General features: G+C 71.3%; 17 protein-coding genes and 1 other RNA gene. 8 read left to right on the top strand and 10 right to left on the bottom strand.

Annotation, left to right across the window (positions count from 1 at the left end):
* The first annotated feature begins 285 nt into the window (after positions 1 to 285).
* The 5 genes from AB0B90_RS14975 to AB0B90_RS14955 all read left to right on the top strand — a co-directional run bounded on the left by AB0B90_RS14975 (position 286) and on the right by AB0B90_RS14955 (position 5,778).
* Entirely contained in the window at positions 286 to 951 is a 666-nt protein-coding gene (locus AB0B90_RS14975; RefSeq protein WP_350949536.1) for a vWA domain-containing protein, read from the top strand.
* The gene (locus tag AB0B90_RS14970; RefSeq protein WP_350949537.1) at positions 951 to 2,825 is read left to right on the top strand and encodes a protein phosphatase 2C domain-containing protein; all 1,875 of its coding nucleotides are present in this window, start codon (positions 951 to 953) and stop codon (positions 2,823 to 2,825) included. The genes AB0B90_RS14975 and AB0B90_RS14970 overlap by 1 nt, the downstream gene beginning before the upstream one ends.
* The gene (locus AB0B90_RS14965; protein ID WP_350949538.1) at positions 2,822 to 3,925 is read left to right on the top strand and encodes a hypothetical protein; all 1,104 of its coding nucleotides are present in this window, start codon (positions 2,822 to 2,824) and stop codon (positions 3,923 to 3,925) included. Before AB0B90_RS14970 ends, AB0B90_RS14965 begins: the two co-directional genes overlap by 4 nt.
* Before the next feature lie 207 nt (positions 3,926 to 4,132).
* Entirely contained in the window at positions 4,133 to 5,173 is a 1,041-nt protein-coding gene (locus tag AB0B90_RS14960) for a PASTA domain-containing protein (RefSeq protein WP_362922903.1), read from the top strand.
* Positions 5,170 to 5,778: a hypothetical protein gene (locus AB0B90_RS14955; protein ID WP_350949540.1), complete on the top strand. Its 609-nt coding sequence runs from the start codon at positions 5,170 to 5,172 to the stop codon at positions 5,776 to 5,778. The genes AB0B90_RS14960 and AB0B90_RS14955 overlap by 4 nt, the downstream gene beginning before the upstream one ends.
* A 114-nt stretch (positions 5,779 to 5,892) precedes the next feature.
* Here the strand turns inward: AB0B90_RS14955 and rnpB are convergent.
* The 4 genes from rnpB to AB0B90_RS14935 form a co-directional block, all read right to left on the bottom strand.
* Positions 5,893 to 6,287, bottom strand: an RNA gene (gene rnpB, locus AB0B90_RS14950) — RNase P RNA component class A.
* 369 nt (positions 6,288 to 6,656) lie between these two features.
* Complete coding sequence (locus AB0B90_RS14945) at positions 6,657 to 7,994, bottom strand: bifunctional RNase H/acid phosphatase (protein WP_362923152.1); 1,338 nt, start codon at positions 7,992 to 7,994, stop codon at positions 6,657 to 6,659.
* 5 nt (positions 7,995 to 7,999) lie between these two features.
* Positions 8,000 to 8,740: a C4-type zinc ribbon domain-containing protein gene (locus AB0B90_RS14940; protein WP_350949549.1), complete on the bottom strand. Its 741-nt coding sequence runs from the start codon at positions 8,738 to 8,740 to the stop codon at positions 8,000 to 8,002.
* Positions 8,737 to 9,573 carry a Nif3-like dinuclear metal center hexameric protein gene (locus AB0B90_RS14935; RefSeq protein ID WP_362922900.1) on the bottom strand — a complete coding sequence of 279 codons (837 nt, stop codon included), beginning with the start codon at positions 9,571 to 9,573 and terminating at the stop codon, positions 8,737 to 8,739. The genes AB0B90_RS14940 and AB0B90_RS14935 overlap by 4 nt, the downstream gene beginning before the upstream one ends.
* A gap of 170 nt (positions 9,574 to 9,743) precedes the next feature.
* Here AB0B90_RS14935 and AB0B90_RS14930 point away from each other — a divergent pair, with 170 nt between their 5' ends.
* The 3 genes from AB0B90_RS14930 to AB0B90_RS14920 all read left to right on the top strand — a co-directional run bounded on the left by AB0B90_RS14930 (position 9,744) and on the right by AB0B90_RS14920 (position 13,220).
* Complete coding sequence (locus tag AB0B90_RS14930; RefSeq protein ID WP_350949551.1) at positions 9,744 to 11,183, top strand: NAD(P)/FAD-dependent oxidoreductase; 1,440 nt, start codon at positions 9,744 to 9,746, stop codon at positions 11,181 to 11,183.
* 209 nt (positions 11,184 to 11,392) lie between these two features.
* Positions 11,393 to 12,424, top strand: a complete 1,032-nt coding sequence (locus tag AB0B90_RS14925) for a dipeptidase (protein ID WP_362922898.1) — start codon at positions 11,393 to 11,395, stop codon at positions 12,422 to 12,424.
* Between the two features lie 193 nt (positions 12,425 to 12,617).
* Positions 12,618 to 13,220 carry a TetR/AcrR family transcriptional regulator gene (locus AB0B90_RS14920; RefSeq protein ID WP_350949553.1) on the top strand — a complete coding sequence of 201 codons (603 nt, stop codon included), beginning with the start codon at positions 12,618 to 12,620 and terminating at the stop codon, positions 13,218 to 13,220.
* Here the strand turns inward: AB0B90_RS14920 and AB0B90_RS14915 are convergent.
* The 6 genes from AB0B90_RS14915 to AB0B90_RS14890 all read right to left on the bottom strand — a co-directional run bounded on the left by AB0B90_RS14915 (position 13,165) and on the right by AB0B90_RS14890 (position 23,940).
* Complete coding sequence (locus AB0B90_RS14915; RefSeq protein ID WP_350949554.1) at positions 13,165 to 14,094, bottom strand: DMT family transporter; 930 nt, start codon at positions 14,092 to 14,094, stop codon at positions 13,165 to 13,167. The genes AB0B90_RS14920 and AB0B90_RS14915 overlap by 56 nt on opposite strands.
* A gap of 205 nt (positions 14,095 to 14,299) precedes the next feature.
* The gene (locus AB0B90_RS14910) at positions 14,300 to 15,571 is read right to left on the bottom strand and encodes an MFS transporter (RefSeq protein ID WP_350949555.1); all 1,272 of its coding nucleotides are present in this window, start codon (positions 15,569 to 15,571) and stop codon (positions 14,300 to 14,302) included.
* A 255-nt stretch (positions 15,572 to 15,826) separates the two neighbouring features.
* Positions 15,827 to 18,976 carry an amino acid adenylation domain-containing protein gene (locus AB0B90_RS14905; protein WP_362922895.1) on the bottom strand — a complete coding sequence of 1,050 codons (3,150 nt, stop codon included), beginning with the start codon at positions 18,974 to 18,976 and terminating at the stop codon, positions 15,827 to 15,829.
* Positions 18,973 to 21,003, bottom strand: coding sequence for a non-ribosomal peptide synthetase (locus tag AB0B90_RS14900; RefSeq protein ID WP_350949557.1), 2,031 nt, complete (start codon positions 21,001 to 21,003; stop codon positions 18,973 to 18,975). The genes AB0B90_RS14905 and AB0B90_RS14900 overlap by 4 nt, the downstream gene beginning before the upstream one ends.
* Positions 20,997 to 22,436: a condensation domain-containing protein gene (locus AB0B90_RS14895; RefSeq protein WP_362922893.1), complete on the bottom strand. Its 1,440-nt coding sequence runs from the start codon at positions 22,434 to 22,436 to the stop codon at positions 20,997 to 20,999. The genes AB0B90_RS14900 and AB0B90_RS14895 overlap by 7 nt, the downstream gene beginning before the upstream one ends.
* Positions 22,423 to 23,940 (bottom strand): condensation domain-containing protein, encoded by a 1,518-nt coding sequence (locus AB0B90_RS14890; protein WP_362922891.1) that lies wholly within the window; start codon positions 23,938 to 23,940, stop codon positions 22,423 to 22,425. The genes AB0B90_RS14895 and AB0B90_RS14890 overlap by 14 nt, the downstream gene beginning before the upstream one ends.
* Positions 23,941 to 24,591 lie beyond the last annotated feature (651 nt).

The raw sequence follows: 24,591 nt of genomic DNA, 5'->3' as shown, positions 1-24,591 counted from the left end.
TCGACCTGGAATGGATCATCGACGAAAAACGACGAACCGCGCCGGCTCTCGACCCTGCAGACCGGCGTTGTCGGAGCCTGTCACCGTGCCGCAGCTATTAATTCCCGAAAATGAGTAATGCTGAGGCCTTCACGGCGTATCTAATGGAGTGAGGGGGCCCGTATCGCGCACCTCGGGCCGTCCGCGTCAGCGATCTTGAGGAGAGTAGTCGCCGTGTCGCATTCTCCGGAGCCCACCTACAATTATGCCCTTCCAAGGGCATTTCCCTTCTACATCACGTGCGACGTGTCCCACTCGATGCACGCCCCCCGCGAGGACGGCAGGCAGACTCCGTTCGACATCCTTTCCAACTGTGTCGGGGAGCTGCTCTTTCAGCTCGAGGCCGGTGATCCGGGGGTGAGCGAGGCCGCGCACGTGTCCATCGTGGCCTTCCACGACAGGGCCGACGTGGTGCTCCCGCTCACCCGGCCCTGTGACGCGAGCAACATCCCCGCGCTGCCCAAGGGTGGTCAGACCAATTACGAGCAGGTGTTCCTGACCCTGCGGCAGCTCATCCAGGCCGACTGCGCCCGCCTGGCCGGGCAGTACCAGCTCAAGGCCCCGGTGGTCTTCTTCATCACCGACGGCGAGCCCTTCGTCGGAAAAGGCCGCCAGCCTGCCGAGGTCTGGTTGCCCGCCCGTGCCAGGCTGACCGACCCCGCGTTCCCGCACCGCCCGCACATCACGGCGATGGGCTTCGGCCAGGTCACCGAGCAGACCCTCTGCCAGGTGGCGACATCCTTCCGGAACAACCCGTTGGCGTACGTCGCGGACGAGTCGATCCAGGCGGTCAAGGTGGTAGCGGCGATAGCCCAGGCGGTCCAGGACAGCATCGGCAGCTCGATCAGGAATTCCGACTTCGTGATCCCGATTCCGGCCGGCATGCGCCGGCTCCCGTGCGGAGGCTCCTGATGGGCCCACCGGGCCGGGTCCGTACCAGCGCGGTCGCCACCCTCGTCATCGGGTTCGCCGTCGCCGGCTGCAGCGGCTCCGGCGACTCGGGACGGCAGATCATCGTCAACGCTCGGGCGGGAGAGCGTGAACAGCTCGTCGCCGAGATCTACGCCGCCGCGCTCGACCGGGCCGGCGTCGACGGCGTCGCCAAGAAGGTGGCCGAGATCGCGGACTACACGAAGCAGCCGGGCGACGCACGGATCGCCATCGACTACGACCTCGACGTGCTCATGGCCGCGTCGCCGGCCCCGTCGACGCCGGACGACCGGCGACTCCGCACAGCCCTCCCCGGGCACACCCTCGTGAGCAGGACGGCGATCCAGAGCCGCGCGGTGCTTGCCGTGTCCCCCTCGCTGCAGCGGGACGTCCGGACGGTTGCCGAATTCGCGCAGAAGTACCAGAACGATACGACCCGCGTCACTGTCCTGGTCCCGCCGGAGTTCAGCGTGTTCAACCGGGCACTGACCGACCGGGGACTCGCCGTCAGCGGTCAGGCGGACTTCGACGCCGCCGCCCTGACACAGTCCGGTTTCACGGGAGGCGCGATCGTCCCGGCCGGCTCGAAGAAGGGGGACCTCGTCCCGCTCGAAGACCCGGACAACATCCTGCCTCCCCGGACGCTGAGCGTGTTCGCCGGCGACCAGGTCGCCGAGAGGGCTCCTGAGGCCGAGCGGGTGCTCCAGGAGGTGACGGACGGACTCACCCCGCAGGTCGTCGACCATCTGCTCACCGAGGTGAGGAACAACGGGAAGAAACCGGCCGACGTGGCGAGGGACTGGGCGGGCGACAACGTGTCGACGTCGTCCGGGTTCCCTCTGGCACAGACGATCCTGGCCCTGTTGCTGGGCGGGGCTGCAACGTTCACCGCGCTCTACCTCCTCGGCTGGCGTCCCGCGACGACCGCCGCGCGTGGAGGGAGGCGGCCGCACGTGGCGCCCCCCGACGCACCGCAGTCCGTTGTCACGCAGGACACCCGCGTGGTCGTCGGTCCCGAGCCCAGGCGGATCGCCGTACACCTGCCCTGGAGCACCACCTCGGCCGATGCCGGGCTTGCACTCGACGGAGGCCTGGTCAAGGGCACGACGGTGCGCGCCGCCACGGTACGGGGCCGCACGCACAGCTTCCGCGGCGAGACCCGGCAGGACGCGTACGGCGTGCGGCTCAGCGGCGACGAGCGCTGGGTCATCGCGGTCGTGGCCGACGGCCTGGGCAGCGCGCGACACGCGGAGATCGCGTCCACGGTCGCCGTCAGGGCCGCGCTGGACGGGATCGACTCCGCGTTGCGGTCCGGCGAACGCCCGCAGAGCTGGGACTGGAAATCCGTGCTCGCCCACGTGTCCGACACGGTCCGGCGGACCACCGAGTCCCTGGGCTCGCCGCGGCCGGGCACCAATACCGAACGCACCCCTTCCGCACGGCCCGGGACCACTCTGACCGTGGCCGTCCTCCCATCGCAGGGAGAGGGGCAAGCCGTGTGCGCCGCCGTCGGCGACTCCCCGGCCATCCTCGTCACCGGCGGCCGGTGGCAGGCGTTGGCGGGCGAGGGAGGAGGCGACAACGTGACGGCGGCGATCCCGGGCGACCTCGCCGACATCCAGGTCCAGATGTTCTCGTGGCGCGCGGGTGACCTGCTGGTGCTCAGCAGCGACGGCTTCGCCGCGGGCGTCGCGGGCGGCCGGACCCCGCTGGCCCAGCGCCTGTCCCACACCTGGCGCACCCCGCCGAGCCTGGTCGACTTCGTCCGGGAGGTCGACTTCCGCCTCTCCACCTTCGACGACGACCGGACGGTGGTCGCGATCTGGGCCGGACGCCACGATACGGCCGTGCCGTGACGGATCTTCCGATGATCGTCCACGTCGGCGAGCTGACATTCACCGGGGAGGGGCCGGCGCTCCGCGACGGAGGGCAGACGGACGGACTGCGGCTCTGCATCGCCCCCGACCGGCGCACCTACCTGTTCAAGAGGTACAAGTCCGAGACCGCCGACGAGGTGCGCGTCCCCGCGCTGCATTCCATGATCCGCTGGCGCAGGGAGCTCCCGGACGAGGAGCGTACGGTGCTGGACGAGAGGTGCGCCTGGCCGATCGCCGTCGTCGGCACGCCCGCCAGGGCCGAGGGCATCCTGATCAGGCTCGCCGAAAGGTCGATGTTCGAACAGCGGACCTCCGGCTCGGGTGAGGCGACCGAGACCCCGCGCCACCTCGACGAGCTCACCCGGAGCCCGGACCGTGCGAGGCGGATCGCGCAACGGTACGAGGTGAAGAAGGCCTACTACGAGCCGCCGTACAAGCTGGCCGTACTCGGTGAGCTGCTGGACACCGTCACCTGGCTGCACCAACACGGGTACGCGGTCGGGGATCTGCAATTGCGCAACGCCGTCTTCACGATCGATCCGCGCCCCAAGGTGTACCTCCTCGACTGCGACTCCTGCGTGCCGCTCATGGGTGAGGGCGCGATGCCTCCCGTCGACCCGGAACAGTGGAAGCTTCCGGTGGAGCGGCGTGGGGTGGCCTTCGACGTGACCTCGGACCACTACAAGTTCGCCTGGGCGGTGGTGCGCTGCGTCCAGGAGACGGTCGAAACCTGGCAGCCGGATCCGGTGGTCCTCCGAAGGGTCATGCCGTCGGCCCTCGCCGACACGCTCATCGAGTGCAGCCGTACCCTGCCGCCGCCCGGTGTGCGGGAACGGCTCCGAGAGGCGGCCGCGGTGTGGCCGAGGATGGTCATCGGGGAGCGGCTCTACGTCAACGTGGACGGCTTCATCAAGAAGCCCTGGCCGACGGGCGAGTCGGCCGTGACACCGGCCCCGATCACTGCCACGCCTCCGGTGCCGGCCACCTCGGCAGGTTCGGGAGGAGAAGTGAAGTGGGCGGTCGTGGCGGTGGCCGTGCTGATCGTGCTCTTCTTCCTCGTCATCGCTCTGGGTAAGTGACCTCGTTCAAGGGGAGTGAATCGAATGTCAAGCACCAGCCGTGTTCCGGGCGTCATGGCCGCACCCCCCGCGGAGTAACCGATGCTTCGCCACCTCTCGATGCTCGCCGTGTCATTGGCCGTGTTCACAAGCCCGGTGCTACCGTCCCCCACACCGACCGTGCCCGGCGGCTGTGAGCCACCCGACGTACGGCGTCAGGAGCTCCAGGTGGCGAGAGACACGCTTCTGAACGTGCCGGACGCGGACATCGACATTCAGGTGATTCCCCAGACCCTCCTGCCGACCTCGACGTCCTACGTCATCGACTACGTGGTGGAAAACTGCTCGGCGGACCGTGGCATCGCCGCCCGGGACAACGTCGTCTACACGGTCATCCTCGAGGTCGGCCCGAAGGTCCCAGATGTGCGAAATCTTTCCCGCGCCGACGCCGAAACCGTCCTCGACGCCGCCGGCCTGGGCAAGGACCCGCGGCCGGCGAGCGCGAGCGCCGACTGGAAGGTCGCCGGCCAGGATCCGCCCGCGGACCAACTGGTGAGCTTCGGCACGACCGTGCGAATAGACCTGGTCTCCCCGAATCCGCCCCCGCCCGAGGTCACCACTCCCGCACCACCGCCGGTGAAGCCGGGGTCCCGGGTGACCGTGCCGTCGCTGATCGGACTCGGCCCGGCAGCGGCCAGGCTGCAGCTCTCGGAGGTCGGCCTGGTTCTCCGCGTGGATCCCGATTCGCCCGAGACGGGAACGATCCGCAGCCAGGATCCCGTGGCCGGCAGCCAGGTCTCCGAGGGCGCGACCGTGACGGTGTCGCTGCAGAAGGCGGTGACGGAGCCGCCGAACCCGGGCGAGACGGTCCCTGGAGAGCCCCCTGGGACCGACGATGGCTCCTCTTCACCGCTGATCCCCGTAGCGCTGGTAGGGATCGTGCTCCCAGGACTGGCAATCGCCCTCGTCCTCGTCCTCGTCGCCCGGACCCTGCGGGCCCGCCCTACCGCGCGAACAAGCGATCCGCACCAGGCCCAGTCCCGGCCACCGTCCCAGACCAAGCCGTATCCCCAGGTCCCGCCCCAAACCCAGCCCCAGCGGGTGCCGTCGATCCACTGCGATCCGCACCCCGATCCCACCCCGCGCCTGGAGATCCACCTGACCGGCTCTCCGCCGCCTGGCGCGGCCCCGTCCGCCCCGGTGCCGGACATTCGGGTGGAACTGTTCGCGGACCCCGGCCGCCAGGAACTGAGAGAGGTCGTATCGTGACAGTCCACATCGAAACCGAGCCGGGCACTGCCGATCTCCTGCTCTTCCCGGACCCGAGGAACGCGACGGCGGAGCTGTCGCGGGCCCTCGACACGCACCGCACGCTTGAGCGGGTCGAGGACGGCCCCCAGCGAGCGGGGTCGGCCTTCCGCGGCGCGCTCAACGGCAGGGTCGCCGACGCGGGCGGCGAACTGCTGCGCGGCATCGAGCTGGGCACGGTCCTGCTCGGCGGCTGGCTGCAGTACCGGGAGCTGGGGCTCGCCGCACGCAGGAGCGTCGAACAACCCGGAAGCACCGAAATAGTGCGCCTGGACGGACACACGATCACGTCAAAGCACGCCCCCTACGTCGACGTGTACATCGAGGGTCAGTACGTGGCCCGCATCGGCTTCGGCATCGACCTGGAGTTCGGCGTCGGCCTGCTCCAGGCGAGCATTCGCAACGGTCGCCTGATGAGCCTGCGCGCGGGCGACTGCACGGCGAGCATAACGTGGAGCGTGGAGGGCTTTCCGGTGGCCCAGAACACGGCGAGACTCACCATGCCACTCCAGCTCAGGCTCGGTGACGGGATCCGCCTCGTCGGCACGGACGCATCGCAACCATGACCGCGTCACCGCCGATCCGACCGCCGTTCGGGTGGTCCAGCAGGCCCGGAACCTGATGCTCAACCTGGGCAACCGTGCAAGCGAGGCTTCACCGCAGGTCGGAAGGGGAGAGGGCGGACGAGTCGGCCTGTAGGCCGGGTTTTGTCCTTCACGTGTGTGAAGGGGCGACCATCCATCTAGGACCGACGTTGCCGTCGGCCTCAAGCGGTCTACCCGCGCGACTCGGGCGAGCAGCCCTCAGGCGTCGCGCGCGGGACGCTCCGGAGAGCGCCCCTTCTTGACCTTGCTCCAGGTGGGGTTTACCGAGCCGCCCACGTCACCGTGGGCGCTGGTGGTCTCTTACACCACCGTTTCACCCTTACCCCGTCCTGCGACGAGGCGGTCTGTTCTCTGTGGCACTTTCCCGCGGGTCACCCCGGGTCGGCGTTACCGACCACCCTGCTCTGTGGAGCCCGGACCTTCCTCGGCGGGTCTCGCAAGAGACCCGACGCGGCCGCCCGGCCGGCTCGTCCGCCGTGATCCAAGCCTAACGGCTCCCAAGTGGACTCCAACCGAGCGGCAAGTCGCGTGCGCTGGAATACGGATCAAGCGAGACGGGACGGACGAGCAGCGGGGGAACCGATGAGAGCACCGACGACCGGCGAGGCGGCCGGTTTCGCACGCCATGAGGATTTCGGCCGCCGCGGAGGGCGGGTGTTTCACCGTCTCCGCGGCCGGGGTCTGTCATGGACGTGAGAGACCGCCCGCGCGGGGATCTCAGCATCCCCGCGGCCTTTCTGGCGCAGGGCCTCACCACCCCTGCGGCCTTTCGTGGACGCGAGACCCCCGAAGCGGGGGGGCTCATCGCCTTCACGGTCTGTCGAGGTGAGATCGACGGTTCAGTGGAGGTGCGAGGTGTCGTTGAACGTCTTCACCACCGCCGGGCCGTCGGCGTAATACTCGATCAGGGACAGAGCTGACAGGTCGAGATGCATGCGGTACAGCGCGCCGAGGGGAGCGAGCAGCGCGGACTGCAGCAGCATCTTGATCGGCGTGACGTGGGAGACGGCGAGGACCGTCCTTCCCTCGTAGCGCTCTATCAGCAGGTCCCCGATCGCCTGGACCCGCCGCGCCGCCACCCCGAAACTCTCCCCACCCGGCGGCGCGGCGGACGGGTCCGCCAGCCACGCGGCGAGTTCGTCGGGCCAGCGGCGCTGGATCTCGGTGAACGTGTAGCCTTCCCAGGCTCCGAAGTCGGCCTCCCGCAGCCCCTCCTCGACGACGACCTCAAGTCCCGTCCTCGCCGCGACGATCTCCGCGGTGGCGCGGGCGCGCTTGAGCGGCGAACTGACGATCACCTGGATGTCGTACGGCTTCCCGGCCAGCTTGACCGCGGCGGCCTCGGCCTGGGCGACGCCGTTGGGCGTGAGTTCGGGGTCTCCGAGCCCGGAGAACCTCCGTTCGATGGAGAGCGGCGTCTCACCGTGCCGGAGAAGGTACAGCGAGGTCGCGGTGGAGGTGGGTGGACGCCAGCCGGTGCTCGAACCGGGGGGAGCGATCGTCGGAGTCGCCTGGGCCGTACCCTCTGCAGGCTCTCCCGTCCGGCCTGCCCGTGCCGATGTCTCCGGTGCCTGCGCCGGCCGGTCCCGCGTGCCGGAGATTCTGCCACCGGATGCCTCCGGGGCGGAGGCCCGGCCTCCGGGACCCCCCGCGCCGGAGACTCCCCTCCCGCCGGGCGCTTCACCGACAGCGGACCGGCCTCCGGGCGCTCCCGCGCCGGAAGAGCCGGACGAGGCCGAGGAGTCAGAGAGGCGCCAGGGGCGGCCCTTGGCCGCGGCGTCCATCGCCTCGTTGGCGAGGCGGTCGGCGTCCTTGTTCTTCTCGCGGGGGATCCAGCGCCAGGTCACCCTGAGACGTCTGGCGAGGGCCGCGGCCTCCAGGGCGAGAGGACGCAGGCCCTCGTTCTTGATCTTCCACCGGCCGGCCATCTGCTCGATGACCAGCTTGGAGTCCATCCGGACCTCGACCTGCGCGCCGTCGCCGGCGAGGGCGAGGAGCGAGGTCAGGCCCGCGATGAGCCCGCGGTACTCGGCGACGTTGTTGGTCTGGGTGCCGATCGACTCGGCGGTCTCGACCAGCACCTGGCCGTCGGCGGCGTCCTTGACGACGGCACCGTAACCGGCCGGGCCGGGGTTGCCCCGCGAGCCGCCGTCCGCCTCGATGACGTACGAGGTCACAGGGCTCACAGACCGGACTCGGCGGTACGGACGAGGATCCGGCGGCACTCCTCGCAGCGGATGACCTCTTCGTGGGAGGCGGCCTTGATGCGGTTGATCTCGGCGATGGACAGGCTCGTACGGCAGCCGAGGCAGCGGGCTCCCTGGAGCATCGCGGCGCCCACCCCGAACTGCTCCCTGAGCTTCTCGTAGAGGGCGAGCAGGTCGGCCGGGATGTCGCCGGCGACCTCGGTGCGCTTGCCCTGGACCTCGTCCTTCTCCTTGTCGATCTCGGCGAAGGCGGCGTCTCTGCGGTCCTCGGCGGAGCCGCGGGTGCCGGCGAGTTCGTCGCGCTCGGCCACGAGCTTGGTGACCCGCTCGTCGGCCGCCTCGCGGCGCTCCATGATCTCCAGCACGACCTCCTCCAGATCGTCCTGCCTGCGCTTCAGGGAGACGATCTCGGACTGGAGGCTGGACAGGTCCTTGGGCGAGGTGACCTGGCCGGAGTCGAGGCGCTTCTGGTCGCGCTCGGCGCGGGTGCGGACCGAGTCGACGTCGGCCTCGGCCTTGCTCTGCTCGCGGGCGAGGTCGCCGGACTCGGTCTCGGCGGCGATCACCTGGGTCGCGATGCGGGCGATGCGCCCGGAGAGCTCGTCGATCTGGGCCAGCTCGGGAAGGGTGCGGCGGCGATGGGCCAGCCGGTCGAGGGCGGAGTCGAGTTCGGCCAGGTCAAGCAGACGCTTCTGGGCCGCAGGAGCTGCTTTCACGTAGAATCCTCGCACTTTACTGTTGTGTTCCAGGCGTCCGTGACCGTCTCGGATACGCGCGTCTCAACAGTAATCCCCCTGGCGGCCGACGCGGACGCGAGATGGTGCGCCGCGTCGGCGAGCCAGGGCCATTCGGTGGCCCAGTGGGCCGCGTCGATCAGCGCGGGGCCGCCGGAGTTCTCCATGAACTCGCTGGCCGGGTGGTGGCGCAGGTCGGCGGTGAGGAAGACGTCCACCCCGGCGGCGCGGGCCGTCCCGAGCAGGGAGTCTCCGGATCCACCGCTGACCGCGATCCGCTGGACGGCGCGGTCAGGATCTCCGGCGATCCGCAGGCCGCCCGCCGTGGCGGGGAGCCCGCGGGCGGCCTGCCTGGTGAACTCGGCGAGGGAGACGGGCTCGGGCAGCGAGCCGACGCGGCCCAGTCCGCGCCTCGGGTCGTCGGCGGCGGGGCTGAGGGGGACGAGCGGGCCGGTCAGGCCGACGGCGCGGGCGAGCGCGTCGGAGACTCCGGGGTCGGCGACGTCGGCGTTGGTGTGGGCGGTGAAGAGCCCGATGTCGTTCTTGATCAGAGTGTGGATCAGGCGGCCCTTGGAGGTGGTCGCCGCGACACTCGTGGTACCGCGCAGGTAGAGCGGATGGTGGGTGACGACGAGGTCGGCGCCCCAGTCGAGGGCCTCCTCGGCGACGACGGCGACCGGGTCGACCGCGAACAGGATCTTGCGCACCTCGGCGGCGGGATCCCCGCAGACGAGCCCGACCGCGTCCCACGACTCGGCCCATCTCGGGTCGTAGCGGGACTCCAGCTCTGTCACGATGTCGGCAAGCGTAGGCACGTGCGCAGAATATCGGCCCTTTCCACGGTCAGGCCTCCTCCTGGAGCGCCAGGCGCCCGGTGGTCTGCCAACGGCCTGCTCGGGATTTCCCCAGTGATTGCCCCGGCGGCTTCCACGGCGTGGGGGCATCGCCTAGCGTCGGTGAACACTGACACCCGGAGGGCGTGCGCATGGGGCCTAATGTCGCGATCATCGGTGCCGGATTCGGCGGCCTGTGCATGGCCATCCAGTTGGAGAAGGCCGGCATCCGTTCGTACACGATCTTCGAGAAGGGGTCCGACGTCGGGGGGACCTGGCGCGACAACACCTATCCGGGGGCGGGCTGCGACACCCACTCGCATCTGTACTCCTTCTCCTTCGAGAGATACTCCAGCCGGACGCGTCGCTATGCCGGGCAGCCGGAGATCCTGGGTTACCTGCGGGGGTGTGCCGACAAGTACGGCCTGCGTTCCCGTATCCGGCTGAACACCGCGGTCGTCTCCGCCGCCTTCGACGAGTCGCTGGGCAAATGGCGGGTCCGTACGTCGGCCGGAGAAGAGTTGTTCGACGTGGTGGTGTCGGCGATAGGTCAGCTGAACCGGCCCCAGTTGCCCGACATTCCGGGAATATCGACATTCAGTGGGGCGGCCTTCCACTCCGCGCGCTGGGACCACTCCGTCGACCTGGCGGGCAAACGAGTCGCCGTGATCGGGAACGGGTCGTCGGCGGCGCAACTCGTCCCGAAGGTGGCCGAGGTGGCCGGGCACCTGGACCTCTTCCAGCGAACCCCCAACTGGGTGCTTCCCAAGCAGGGCACCGACTTCAGCCCGCGCGTGCGGACGGCGTTCCGCCTCGTGCCGTTCCTGCAGCGCGCCTACCGCGAGTGGGTCTACCGGTACGCGGAGCACATCCTCTACCCCGCCCTGGCCGGGGGCTGGAGCACGGACCTGGTGCGCAAGTACGCCCTCGGGCACCTGCACGAGCAGGTCTCCGACCCGGTGCTACGGGCCAAGCTGACCCCCTCCTACCCGCTCGGCTGCAAGCGGGTCGTCATCGACAGCGACTTCTATCCCGCGCTGACCCGCCCCGACGTGGACGTCGTCACCGACCGGATCACCCGGATCGTCCCCGGCGGCGTGGAGACCGTCGCCGGAGTCCGCGAGGCCGACGCGATCGTCTACGCGACCGGCTTCGAGACCTCGGAGTTTCTGAGCACGATCGAGGTCACCGGACGCGGCGGGCGGCGACTGGCCGAGGAGTGGAAGGACGGCGCCGAGGCGTACCTGGGCATCGCCGTGCCGCACTTCCCCAACCTGTTCCTGCTGTACGGCCCCAACACCAACCTCGGTCACACCTCGATCGTCTTCATGCTCGAATGCCAGGTCCGGTACATCATGGGCTGCCTGCCGCAGCTGGCCTCGCGCGGGCCGATGGAGGTGAGGCCGGAGGCGATGGACACCTGGCGGCAGAACCTCGACCGGGACATGGAGGGCATGGTCTGGCAGGCGGGCTGCACGAGCTGGTACAAGAACGCCTCGGGCAGGGTCACCGGCAACTGGCCGGGCAGCGCGACCGCCTACCGCCGTCTCACCAGGACCCCGCGCCCCGAGGCCTTCCAGTTCGCGCGCTGACCCACTCCGCGCACGCGGGTGCGCGAAGTCACCCAGATCGTCGTCGCTCTCCCGGTCAACGCCCATTCCACGCACGCGAGTACGCGAAGAGTTCGCGGGCGCCCTCCTCGTCCACCGGGACACCCACTCCGCGCAGGCGAGTACGCGAAGGCCCGGCGGGCCGATAGCGTCGTGGCGAACCAGAGCCGTCCGCGCAGAAGGGCCCGCCCGTGTCCGCCGACCTCCACCGCGACTCCGTGGTCGCCGATACCCACAACGATCTGCTGATGGCGGTCGTCGCTCGTCCGCCGCATCGCTGGGCGTCGTTCTTCCGGGAGCGTTGGCTGCCGCAGTTGCGTGAGGGAGGGGTGAACCTCCAGGTGCTGCCGGTGTTCGTCGACGAGCAGTACCGTCCCGAGGGTGCGTTGCGCCAGACGTTGCGCATGATCGAGTGTGCGCACGTGCTGGCCGAGGGCAACGCCGAGTCCGTCCGGCTGTGCCTGGACGGTGCGCAGATCGACCAGGCCCTCGCCGAGGGCAGGATCGCTCTGGTCCTGGCGATGGAGAGCATGCCTGGCCTGGACGCCTCGGTCGAGCTGCTGCCCACCGTGCACCGGCTGGGTGTGCGGATCGCCTCGATCGCGCACTGGGGCCGCACCGCGCTGGCCGACGGCAGCGGCGAGGACGCCACCGGCGGCAGGCTCACCGGCGCCGGGATCCAGGCGCTGCGGGAGATGGAACGCCTCGGGGTGATCTTCGACATCTCCCACCTGAGTGCCTCGGGGGTGGAGCATGTGCTGGAGCTGGCGAGCAGGCCGGTGATGGCCACCCATTCCTCGGCCCGCGCGCTGCGCGAGCATCACCGTAATCTCACCGACGAGCAGATCCGGGCCGTCGCCGCGACCGGCGGGGTGGTGTGCGTGAACTTCGTGGCCGCCTTCTTGTCCGAGGATCCGGCCGAGTACACCGTGGATCGGCTGGTGGACCACCTCGCGCACGTCGCGGGTGTCGGCGGTATCGACCACGTCGGCCTGGGCCCTGATTTCGTGCGTGAGGTGCTGCAGGATGTGACTCCCCCGTGCTGTGAGACGGACTACGACGTCGATCCCTTCGCGGCCCTGCCGGGGCTGTCGGGGCCGAGCGGGCTGCCCCTGGTCACCGACGCCCTGCTCAAGCACGGCTTCGCCGACGAGGAGATCACGAAGATCATCGGCGGCAACGTACACCGCCTGTTCCGCGCCGAACTGGGCAGGCCCGCCTGATCGAGCCCGGCCGGTGCCCGGACGACGTGGCGCGGCGGGGTCCCCCTCAGAGTCGCGGCTCCTCACCGTCCGTGGCGTTCCTACCCACGGGTAGGTGACAGCGCGTGGGGTGCCCGATTCGTCCTGTGCATACCTCTGTACCCCGGCCGCACCCCGGCCCGGACGGCGCTCCCTGACGCGCTAGTGTTCCCTTGTGGCAAGGGGATTTGGGCGATTACGTCGCGAAGATCTGCTCCGGACCGCCTGCGATGTGATCGCGGCCCGGGGCTTCGGTCACACGCGCACCGCCGACATCGCCCAGGCGGCCGGCGTCAGCCAGGCGCTGCTCTTCTACCATTTCGAGACCAAGGAGAAGCTCTTCGCCCAGGCCTTCTCCTACGCCGCCCAGCTCGACCTGGACGCGCTCACCAAGGTGGAGGAGTCCGGCGGCTCTCCCCTCGACCGGCTGCGGGCTCTGCTCAGGTTCTATCCGCCCAGCGGGAAGTCCAAGTCGTGGGCCCTGTGGATCGACGCCTGGGCCGAGTCGATACGCAACACCGAGCTTGAGGAGACGTCCCGCAGGATCGACATGCGCTGGAAGGAGGCGCTCCGCGCGATCATCGACGACGGCGTCGCGGCGGAGGTCTTCACCTGTGCGGACCCCGAGGGCACGACCTGGCGGGTCATGTCTCTCATCGACGGTCTTTCCACGCAGGTGACGGTGCACCGGCGGGTGCTCTCACGGGCGCGGATGACCGAGTTCATCCGGACGGCCACGGCGGCGGAACTGGGCCTCTCCCCCGCCGAGCTGAGTTGAACAGTCCCCTGGGCGACACGACCAGGAGCATGGCGAGGGCGATCAGCCCGCCGCCGAGGTAGACGCCCACGGTGAGCGGTTCCCCGTGCAGTGCCACGGCGAGGGCGGTCACCCAGAGCGGCTGGGTCGACAGGATCACCGCGGCGGACACCGGCGAGACGTGGACCTGGCCCCAGGAGCGGGCCAGGAAACCCAGGGCGCAGGCCACGATCGACAGGTGGCCGAGGATCACCCAGTCGCCCGGCGTCGAGGGCAGGGTGAGACCGTCCGGCGTGGCGAGGGCGCCCGTCATGGCGGCGATGGTGCCGAGCTGGATCACCGTGACCGCGTAGGCGTTCTGCCGCGCCTCGGCGGAGTTGCCGAGCAGCAGCGTATGGACCGCGTACAGGACCGCCGCCAACAGAGTGGCGACCAGCGCGGGCAGGGCGATGTCCCCCTCCGCCTCCCTCATCAGGGCGAACGCGGTCATCGCGGCCGTGGCCAGGGCCACCGAGGCCCAGACGCGGGCCGACGTCCTGGCTCCGAGCAGGAACAGTCCGAGAACAGGGGTGATCACCACGTACGAGCCGACCGTGAACCCCGAGACCGACGAGGGCAGATCGTGCAGTGAGACCGCCTGGGCCGTCTGGGCCACGCCGAACAGCAGGCCGAGCAGGATGCCGGTGAGCCAGGTGTTCTTCGAGAGCCCTCGAAGGCTTCTCGGGCGCAGCGCGAGCAGCACGAGGGTGGCGATGCCGTACCGCTCGGCGAGAAGGTCCGCCACCGGCACGCGGACGATGAGATCCTTCATCAGCGGGAAAGCCGACCCCCATGCGGCGCTGACGAAGATCAGAAGCACGATTCCCAGAACGGGCCGGGGGGTTACCACTGCCATACCCGAAGGGTCGCATCACCCTCGGCGACCAAATGGTCACCGAAAGGGTCGGGGGTGACACGGATACAACGCTGAGTGAAAGACGCAACACCGGCACGAGGGGCCTCATACCTTCACTTGTCTTTCCGCCGGGGCCGACGGGAGCCGACGGGGCACAGCGCTCAGTGGGTGCCCTTCCGACAGGGGGCCGACGGCGGCCCGGCGCTCAGCGGACCGAGCGGATCTTCCAGACGAGGACGGCACCGAGGAGGACGAGGAACGCCGAGGTCATGTAGAGGACGGGATAACCGCCGAGACCTGCCACGATCGGACCGGCGATGGCGGGGCCGAGCACCTGGGGGCCGGAGTTGGCGATGTTGATGACGCCGAGGTCCTTGGCACGTCCCTCGGCGGCGGGCAGGACCTGGGTGACGAGGGCGTTGTCGACCGAGAGGTAGATGCCGAAGCCGACCCCCATGATCGCGGCGCCGACCGTCGCGACCTGCCAGTGCGGCCAGAAGGCGAGCATCACCGCGGGGATGACGCTGATCAGGCCGGAGATCGTGACGAGCGCCCTGCGGCGGCCGAGCCTGTCGGAGACGACGCCCGCGACGACGGTGGTGAGCACGACGGCCACGGTGTAGATCAGGATCAGCACGAGCAGACCGTCCTCGGCCTTCTCGCCGGGGAAGAGCCTCTCGTAGCCGACCGCGTCGGCGAGGAAGTACAGCAGGTAGAGCGTGGCGACGGCGTTGCCCAGCTGCATCAGGAAGCGGGTCAGCCAGGCCCAGAAGAAGTCGGGGTGGGTGCGAGGGCTGATCCAGAACCCCTTCAGGAAGGCTCCGAGGTCGAAGGGCGGCCTGTCCGTCAGGCGGGGGTCGGGGGTGGTGAGGACGAAGGGGAGCACGCAGAGCGGGATCAGCACCGCTATCAAGAAATATCCGGATTCGGTGGTGGTGGCGACCATGGTGACCAGGACCACGGCGAACACCACCCCGAGCGACTGGGGAATCCCGATCCAGCCCGAGACCTCACCTCGCTGCCCGACCGGTACGTGGTCGGGCACCCCGGCGCCGAGCGCGGCCTGCATCGCGTTGAGCCCGGCCTGCGCGAGACACCAGCCGGCCGTCACACCGAGGATCGAGCCCTGGCCCGCCAGCAGGACCAGCGCCCCCGCACCGGCCAGCGCCCCGCCCAGCGACCACGGATGCCTGCGCCCGAAACGCCCCGCCGTACGGTCCGACAGCGCTCCGGCGACGGGGTTGAACAGCATCGCGACGGCGGCCCCCACCCCGGTCACCAGTGCCAGCGACCCTTCCTTGCCCGCCGGGTCGATCGCCGCCACCTGCGAGGGCAACAGCACCTGGAGCGGCCCGAAGTAGGCCATCCAGAGCGCGAGGTTGGCGAGCGAGATGCCGGCCACCCACCAGGGCCCCACCCTGCGGGTCGGCTCGGCGAGCGCCGCCCGCGGGTCGGGGACAGGCTGGGCGACGCTCATGGAACCTCGCATCTCCGCGGCTCGGCTCTTCGTGGGCCTCGGCATCTTCGTGGTTCGACATCCTCACGGCTCGGCGCCTACGCGGTCCAGCGTTTCCCGTCTCGACATCCTCACAGATCGATATCTCCGCGAAACGGATCGCCGTCCTGAGGCTCAACGCCTCCCGGTGGCACCGGGTGACGGCCTCCCGGTGGCGGGAAGCCGGAGAGGCCGGGAGGCGTCCCCACGGGGGAAGCGGAGCGCCCGGAGAAGGGCTCAGGAACGGTCGGTGCCCGCGAGCAACTCCAGCGCCTCCTCCTCGGTCAGGGCGTCCAGTTCCTCGATCAGCAGTTCCTCCAGCGCCTCGGCGAGGGAGGCGACGGTGCTCTTGGCGAAGATCGTCCGGATCGGGACCTCGACCCCGGTGTCCCGCCTGATCCGCGCCCCCACCCGGGTCGCCAGCAGGGAGTGCCCGCCCAGCGCGAAGAAGTCGTCGAGGACGCCGACCGGCCCCGTGCCGAGCAGTTCCTCCCAGATCTCGGCGACCAGCCTCTCCGCGTCCGTACGCGGCGCGACGCGGCGCGTGGCGGGGACGGCGGCGGACGGTTCGGGGAGCGCGGCGGCGTCGACCTTGCCGCCCGAGGTGAGGGGAAGCGCGTCCAGCGTCACCCATGCCGTGGGGACGAGCTGGCGCGGGAGCGACCGCTCCAGGTGCTCCCTGAGGGCGGCCGGGCCCGCGGTGCCCGTGACGTACGCGACGAGTTCCTCCCCCCTGCCGGTGACGAAAGCCTGCCGCACCCCGGGGTGGGCGAGCAGGCGGCTCTCCACCTCGCCCGGCTCGATCCGGAACCCCCTGATCTTCAGCTGGGCGTCCAGCCGCCCGAGGAACTCCAGCCGCCCGTCGGAGCGCCAGCGCGCCCGGTCGCCGCTTCGGTAGCGGCGCGCTCCCGGGGCGCCGTACGGGTCGGGGACGAAGGCGGCGGCGGTGAGCGCCGGCCTGCCGAGGTAGCCCCGGGCCACTCCGGCTCCGCCGATGACCAGTTCCCCGGTCGCGCCGGGCGGAAGGGGGTCTCCCCTGCCGTCGAGCACGTGGACGACGGTCGCGCCGATCGGGCGGCCGATCGGAGGGCGTCCCGCGACGTCCCCCGCCCCCAGGTCGGCGGCGGTGGCGATCACCGTCGCCTCGGTCGGGCCGTAGGTGTTGACCAGCCGGACACGGTCGCCGAGCAGACCCCGCCAGCGCTCCACCGCCGCCGCCGAGACCTGCTCGCCACCGAGGATCACCAGGCGGAGCGAGGACGGCCACGCGGTCTCCCTCGGGTCCTCGGTCAGCGAGTGCCAGTAGGCGGTCGGCAGGTCGAGTACGGTGACCGCCGCTCCCTCGGGGGAGGCGAGCAGGGCGGGCAGCGACACCGCGCCCTCCGGCAGGAGCACCAGCGTGGCTCCCGCCGCCAGCGTGGGGAAGACCTCCTCGACGTGGGCGTCGAAGCCGAGCGAGGCGAACTGGACGACCCGGTCGGCCGGGGTGAGGCCGTAGTCCTCGCGCATCCAGCGCACCCGCGCGGCCACCGCGCCGTGCTCCACCAGCACCCCCTTGGGCACGCCGGTGGATCCGGAGGTGGTGATGACGTACGCGGCGTCCCGCGGCGCGGAGAGGTCGACGACCTCCCCGGAGCCTCCATGGCTCGGAGAGGTCGTGGGGGCGACGGCGACGCGGCCCGGTGGCGGTTCGCGCAGGGTGATCAGGTGGGTGGCCGAGCTGTCCGCCATCGAGAAGGCCAGCCGCTCGTCGGGGACCTCCGGGTCGAACGGCAGGTAGGCGGCCCCGGCCCACCAGACGGCGAGCAGCGCGGTGATCGCGTCGATCGAGCGGGGCAGGCAGACCCCGACGACGTCCCCCCGCCGCACGCCGCCCTCGCGCAGGACCTCGGCGAGCTCGCCCGCGCGGGCGAGCAGCTCGCCGTAGGTGACGCTCTGTTTCCCGCAGACCACGGCGACGGCGTCCGGTGCCCGCCGCGCGGCCGCCAGGATCATCCCGGGAACCAGACCGGCCTCCGAGGCGGAACCCGAGACGGTCGAGACGGGACCCGAGACGGGACCGGTGTTCGCCGCACGGCCGATGTCCGGGACCGGCCCGGCGGACAGGGCGCGGATCTCGGCGTGGTCGGCGTCGGTCCAGATCGGCAGGGCGGAGAGCGGGGTGCCGGGGGCGGCCGCGACGGATTCGAGGAGGAGGGCAAACCTCGCGGCCAGCCGGCCGACCTCTCCGGTCTCGAACAGGCCCGTGTCGTGGCAGAAGGACAGGTCGAGCCCGTTCTCACCGGACCACGCCTCGACGAGGAGGTCCACCTTGGCCTGGTGGAATCCGGCGTCGAGGTCGGCCACCTTCAGGTCGCCGAACGTCCTGCGCGGGTTGGCGTCCTGGGTGTGCAGGATGAGCATGGAGGGCAGCAGCGACTCGGCGGGATGGCTGAGCTGCTCGAAGGGGACCGCGGGGTTGCCCAGCGCGCCGAAGACCTCGCCGCGGGTACGGCCGATCAGTCCGGTGAACGGCGGGTCGCCCGACAGGTCACCGCGGAGGATCACCGTCTGGGAGACGTAGCCGACCATCGGCTCCAGCTCGACGCGGTCGCGGCCGGCGACGACGGTGCCGACCAGGAGGTCGCTCTGCCCGGTGTGCCGCAGCAGCATCGTCTGGTAGGCGGCGACGAGCACCGTGAACAGGGTGGTGCGGTGCTCGGCGGCGAGCCGCTCCAGCCGCCGCGCGGTGGCGGGGGGCAGCAGGACGCGCTGGACCTCCCCCTGCCCGCTCGCCTTCCCCTGGCGGCGGAACGGCAGCTCGGCCGGTGGCGGTTCCGCGAGTTTCTCCCGCCAGTACGGCACGGCCCGCTCGGCCCTGCGCCGGTGCCATCGCGCGTAGTCGCCCGCCTGGACGGGCAGCGGGCGCAGCCGGGGCTCCTCCCCCGACAGGCGGGCGGCGTAGCAGTCGGCCAGGTCGTCGAGGATGACGTTGAGTGACCAGCCGTCCGCGATGATGTGGTGCATGGTGAGGCAGAGCACGTGCTCGTCCTCGGCGACCCGGATCACCGCGACGCGCAGCGGCGGTGCCGCCTCCAGGTCGAACGGCGTGTTGGCCCGCTCGGTGACCAGGCGTTCCGCCTCCTCGCGGCCGCCGGAGTCCAGCCATTCGATCCGGGGTGCCGACGCCTCCTCCACCACGGCCCAGGGCACGCCCTCCTCCTCGGCGAACCTGGTGCGCAGGCTCTCGTGGCGGGCCAGCAGGTCGGTGAACGCCCGGGTCAGCGCGGCCGGGACGAGGGTGCCGCCGAGCAGGCGGACGAGATACACGTTGTAGGAGGCGTTGCCCGGGTCGAGGCGCTGCAGGAGCCAGAGCCGCTCCTGCGCCGGGGACAGGGGCGCCCTCATGCGCCCGGCGCCAGTTCGTCGAAGATCGCCGCGAGTTCCTCGGCGTCGAGGCCGTCGAGCCGCTCGCGCAGCGCGGCGACCTCGGCGAGGTCCAGGTCGTCGTCCAGACGGTCCAGCCGCCTGGCGAGCCCCGCGACGGTCGGGTCCTCGAAGAGGGCCGGGAGCGGCACGGCGGCGCCGAAGCGCGCCTGGACCCTCGCGATGATCTGGGCGGCCATCAGCGAGTGGCCGCCCAGCTCGAAGAAGTCGTCGTCGATCCCGATCGGCTCGTCGATTCCCAGCACCTCCGCCCAGATGGCGGCGAGCTCGTCCTCCGCCGCCGTCGACGGCGGCCGGTAGGGGACCGTCCTCACCGGCGCGCCGACGGGTACCGGCAGGGCCGCGCGGTCGAGTTTGCCGTTGGGGGTGAGCGGCAGGGCGTCGAGCGTGACGAGCTGCGCCGGAACCATGTAGTCGGGCAGGCTCGACCTGAGCCTTTCGCGCAGCGCCTCCCACAGCCCCGCCGTCGCCGACCCCGCCGCGGGGACCACGTACGCCACCAGAGCGGGCAGGCCGTCGGGTCCCTCGCAGGCGCCGACGGCGGCCTGGCGGACCTGGTCGGCCGAGCGCAGGACGGTCTCGATCTCGTCCAGCTCGATGCGGAACCCGCGGATCTTGACCTGTCTGTCGGCGCGGCCCAGGTATTCGAGGCGGCCGTCCGGGGCGCGCCTGACGAGGTCGCCTGTCGCGTACATACGCGCTCCCGGACGGCTCGTGAAGGGGTCGGGCAGGAAGCGGGTGGCGGTCAGCGCGGGCATGCCCCGGTAGCCGCGGGCCACCCCGTCCCCGCCGATGTGCAGTTCCCCGGCCGCACCGTCCGCGACCGGCAGGCCGCCGTCGTCGAGGACGTACAGGGACGTCTCGGAGATCGGCTCTCCCAGGCCGATCCCCGTGGGGGAGGGCGCGACGGTCCCGGCGGTGGACCACACGGTCGTCTCGGTCGGCCCGTACACGTTCCACAGGCTCGTCCCCGGGGCGAGGAGCGCGTCGGCGAGGTCGCGCGGCAGCGCCTCTCCCCCGCAGAGCCGGGTGCGGATCGTCTCCGGTACACCGCCCGCCTCCAGCAGGATGCGCCAGGTCGCCGGGGTGGCCTGCAGGACCGTGATCCCCTCCGCGACCGCCAGCGCCCGCAGCGCCGCGCCGTCGGCGGCCTCCCGCGCCGAGGCCACGACGATCCGCGCCCCGCACGCCAGGGGCAGCAGCAGTTCCAGCACGGAGATGTCGAACGACAGGGTGGTCACGGCGAGCCAGCGGTCTTCCGGGGTGAGTCCCAGCCTGCCGGAGAACGCCCCGAGGAGGTTCTCCACCGCGCGGCGCGGCACCTCCACGCCCTTGGGCCGCCCGGTGGAGCCCGAGGTGTAGATCACGTACGCCAGACCGCTTCCCGGCCCTCCTGGGATGTCGCGGCGGCGGGCCGGGGCGGTGTCGTCTCCGAGGGCGGGCGGGAGCGGCTGCGAGTCGCTCCCGCCCGGCCCGGGGAGTGCGGCACCGTCGGGAACGGGCGCGGGGAGCGGTGGGACCGTGCCATCGAGGGCGAGCCGGGACGCCGAGGAGACAGCATCGTCGGGAGTGAACCGGGACGGCGGGGAAACGGCGCCGTCGGGGGTGCCGTCGGGGGTGAGGAGAAGCGTCCTGGGGACGTCCGCGAGCAGGCGCCGGTCCACCCCGGACTGGGTCAGCACCAGCTCGATCCCGGCGTCCTCGCGCATGAGCCGCAGCCTCTCCTCGGGGAAGGCGGGATCGAGCGGGACGTACGCGCCGCCGGCGGCCCAGACCGCCAGGACCGCGACGACCATCCCCGTGGTGCGTTCCATGCACAGTCCGACCGGAACCTCGGGGCCCACCCCCTGCCCGCGGAGTGTCGCGGCGAGGTCGTCGACCCGCCGGTACAGCTCCCGGTAGGTCAGCGTGCCTCCGGGCCCGCTCACCGCCACCGCGTCGGGCGTCGTCTCCAGCGGTTCACGCGCCGGTTCCAGGGTCGTCACCACGGTTGTACACCTCTCAGGTCGGACAGCCGGAGGTCCGGGTCGGCTCCGGCGCGCTCCACCACGTCGGTGAAGGTCCGGATGAGGCGCCGAGCGGTTCCGGCGGAGAACAGGTCGCTGCTGTAGTCGAGGACGCCGCCGAGACCTTCGGGGCCCCGCCAGGCGTCCACGGACACCTCGGCCTTGGTGCGCCCCGCCGCGGGGGCGGGATAGACCTCGACCGACAAATCACCCATCGTGCTCCGCAGCAGGTCCTCCTTGGGCAGGTTGTGCAGGTTGAACATGGCCTGGAAGAGCGGCGGCCTGCTCAGGTCGCGGGGCAGGCGCAGCGCGCCGAGGATCCGTTCGAACGGTGTGCCGGCGTGCCGCAGTCCCCCGAAGAGCGCGGTGCGGGTGCGTTTGAGCAGCTCGCGGAAGGTGGGATCGCCGGACAGGTCGGCGCGGAGCACGAGCGTGGTGGCGAAGTAGCCGATCAGCGGCTCGATCTCCGGCCGGTCCCTTCCCGCGACTGGTACCCCGACGCACAGGTCCTCTCGCCCGGAGGCCAGCCCGAGGGTCGCCTGGTAGGCGGCGAGCAGCGCCATGAAGAGCGTGCAGCGTGCCGCCCTGGCGACGTTCTCCAGCCGGGCGATCGCCTCTTCGGGAACGAGCAGGCTCTCCTGACCTCCGCGTCCGCTCCAGCGGGCCGGGCGGGGGTGGTCGGCGGGAAGGTCGAGGGCGGGCGCCCCGGCGAGCGTCCTCGTCCAGTGGCCGAGGCTTGAGGCGTCCTCGTCCGACTCGGCGCGGCGCCTCTCCTCCTCGGCGACCTGCGGGTACTGCGCCGGGAGCTCCGGCAGCCCTGGCGGCCTGCCCTCGCGGTGCGCGGCGTAGCACTCGGCCACCTCCCGCATCAGAACGTCGAGCGACCAGCCGTCGACGACGATGTGGTGCAGGACGATGCAGAGCAGGAAGTCCTGCTCGCCCAGTCGCAGCAGCGCCACGCGCAGCGGCGGGCCGTGTTCGAGGTCGAAGGGCCTGTTGATGAGATCCACCACGACCGGAGCCGGATCGCCGGTGACGTCCACCCGCTCCACCGGTACCGGCCGGGCCGGTACGACGACCTGGACGGGACGGTCACCGGCCAGCCGGAACCGGGTGCGCAGCACGTGGTGCCGCTCGGCCACCCGGGTGAAGGCGGCGGCGATCGCCTCCGCGTCGACGGGACCGCGCAGGCGCACGCACCAGGGGGTGTGGTAAGTGGTGTCGCCGGGGTCGAACCTGCCGAGGAACCACAGACGCTCCTGCCCGAACGACAGCGGCCACTGCCCGCCGCCTTCCCCGTCCCGTTCCCGCATCCTGCTCAGCAGCGCGGCGCGCTGCGCCTCGGGGAGGCGCGCCAGTCGTTCGAGCAGCGCGGCACGGCCGTCGGGCCCCGCCCGGTGGTCAGACGTGACCACCGGCCACCTCCCGCACACCCTGCGCGCCGAGATCCTGGGCGACCCGCGCCCCGCCGCCCGGTGAACCGGCGGAGGAACCGTTCTGGCCGTGGACGGAGGGTCGCTCGACCGGGACGATGCCGCACAGTCCGGCGACCTCGCCGAGCGGGACGTCCCCGGCCACCGAGGCGACCAGCAGACTCTCCACCCCGCGCAGCAGCGCGTAGGCCGTGGGGCGCGGCAGGTAGGCGGTGTCGGCCGTCAGGTACAGCTCGCAGGTGTTGGTGGCGGTGCCGGTGGCGAACAGGGCCGTGGCGTCCACCTCGGGCCAGGATCCGACGTGGAAGGTCCTGGTCCGCTCGGTGAGCGCGGCGATCGCGGCGGGGTCGCCCGGTGGCTCCACCGCGGGCAGGTGGGGCCAGTGGCCGACGGTCCGCGTGTCGTTGAAGTAGGCCGACAGGTCGACGGGTCCGCCGCGCTCGCGGCCGACCTCCTCGCGCAGCGCCATCATCCGGTACGGGTGGTACTGCGCGTTCCGGTAGGCGGTCAGCGCCTGCCGGTGCCCGGCGCGGGCGGCGTCGGCGAACGTGCCCCCCGGCAGGCCCAGGACGAAGATCCCGTCCTGCACGGCGCTGCCCGCCATCGCCGCGACCCGGGGATCGTGCCGGTTGGCCACGACGAGCTGCATGACCACCTCGTCGTGGCCGGTGAGCGTGCCCAGCAGCACGGCGCTCGCCGTGGTCAGCACGCTGGCCGTGCTGATCGACCAGCGCGCCGCCAGCACCTCGGCCGCCGCCGCGGTGGCGGCCGACTCCATGCCGACCTTGACGAACCTCGGTTCCTCCGGCGTCGTACGGGGGAAGTCGAACATGCTCAGCGGCGCCCTCTCCAGGACCGCGCGCCAGTGACGCAGCGTCCGCTCGCCTCGGGCGGCGCCAGGACCTTCGCGCTCGAAGGCGGCCTGGTCCATCGGCTGCCAGGCGGGCGCGGGCGGCTCGCCACCGGCGAGCAGGTCCCGCCAGTCGCGCGCCAGCACGTCCAGTGCCCCGCCGTCCACGGCCAGGTGGGACAGGGTGAGGGCCATCGCCCTCGGGCGGCCGTCGACGGTCACGACGGCGCATCGGAACGGCAGCTCGCTCGCGTAGTCGAACGCGGTGGCCGCCAGCCTGGTGGAGATCTCCCGCGCCGCGGTGGTCGGTTTGGCGCCTTCCGCGTCGTACACCTCGACGGTGAAGCGGCCCTCGCGTGCCACGCGCTGGACCAGCCCGCCGGGCGTCTCCTCGTAGGTCGTCCTCAGCGTCTCGTGCCGCTCGACGAGCAGGCGCAGCGCCCGCAGGACGGTGTCGAGGTCGCGTCTGCCGTAGACGGGCAGCACCCAGGGCATGTTGAAGTAGGGGTCGTCGTCGTCCAGCCACCGGGTGAGCCGCCAGATGGCGAGCTGGCCCCAGCTGAACGGCGCCTCACCGCCCCGTACGCCGGTGAACTCCACGGACATCGCGCTCAGCCGCGCGAGGCCGGCCGTCATCGGGTCCGGCCGTTCTCTTCGCCGACGCCCTCGTGGGACGCCCTGTTCCATCCGTTCACCTGCGACATCGACATTTCAGGCGCCTTCCGTCCGGCCTGTCGCGGCGGCCTCGAACGACCCCCGCGGCTCCCTGTGATGACTTCTCCCCGCCGTTTCGCCGGCGGGGTGCCGACGACGGGTATGCGCTCGGGCGTCTCGCGCCTGGCCGGGGCGTTCCATCGGAAAGGCCCTGATTCGACACCGGCGCGGGCGGATACCGCCTTCTTGTCCGGCGAGAGGCCGGTGCGCGTCACGACGCCTCCGTACTGTCGGGAGAGGAACCCGGGCGCGTTCCCTTACGGCGGAAAATGGCATCTCCCGAATGGGGGATCCCATGACGACCGACCGGATCGGCCCGGCCCCGAGGGGACGCGCGGATCCGATGGCGTTGAGGACTTGCGCGGCACGGAACACGGCTCCGACACCGAGATGCGCGAACGCCCGGCGTGACGTGTCCCGACCACATGTCACGCCTTCACACCGTGCGAGGGCACGGCGACTTCTTCACCGTGCGCGAGCGCGGCGAATCGGTGGCGTCGCTTGGAGCGAGGCTAAGGATCACGCGCCGAATTCGTCAAGGTTTCACGGTTGTTTTACAGTCCGATAAAACTA

The organism is Streptosporangium sp. NPDC049078 (genome assembly GCF_040648855.1).
Classification (GTDB): Bacteria; Actinomycetota; Actinomycetes; order Streptosporangiales; family Streptosporangiaceae; genus Streptosporangium.
The sequence above is the reverse complement of the archived record's forward strand: the minus strand, read 5'-3'. Positions and strand labels throughout refer to the sequence as shown.

Excerpts from the sequence above, each read along its gene's own strand:
- AB0B90_RS14890 (WP_362922891.1), bottom strand. The coding sequence starts at position 23,940 with ATGACGGCCGGCCTCGCGCGGCTGAGCGCGATGTCCGTGGAGTTCACC.
- AB0B90_RS14915 (WP_350949554.1), bottom strand. The coding sequence starts at position 14,094 with ATGGCAGTGGTAACCCCCCGGCCCGTTCTGGGAATCGTGCTTCTGATC.
- AB0B90_RS14930 (WP_350949551.1), top strand. The coding sequence starts at position 9,744 with ATGGGGCCTAATGTCGCGATCATCGGTGCCGGATTCGGCGGCCTGTGC.
- AB0B90_RS14970 (WP_350949537.1), top strand. The coding sequence starts at position 951 with ATGGGCCCACCGGGCCGGGTCCGTACCAGCGCGGTCGCCACCCTCGTC.
- AB0B90_RS14910 (WP_350949555.1), bottom strand. The coding sequence starts at position 15,571 with ATGAGCGTCGCCCAGCCTGTCCCCGACCCGCGGGCGGCGCTCGCCGAG.
- AB0B90_RS14905 (WP_362922895.1), bottom strand. The coding sequence starts at position 18,976 with ATGAGGGCGCCCCTGTCCCCGGCGCAGGAGCGGCTCTGGCTCCTGCAG.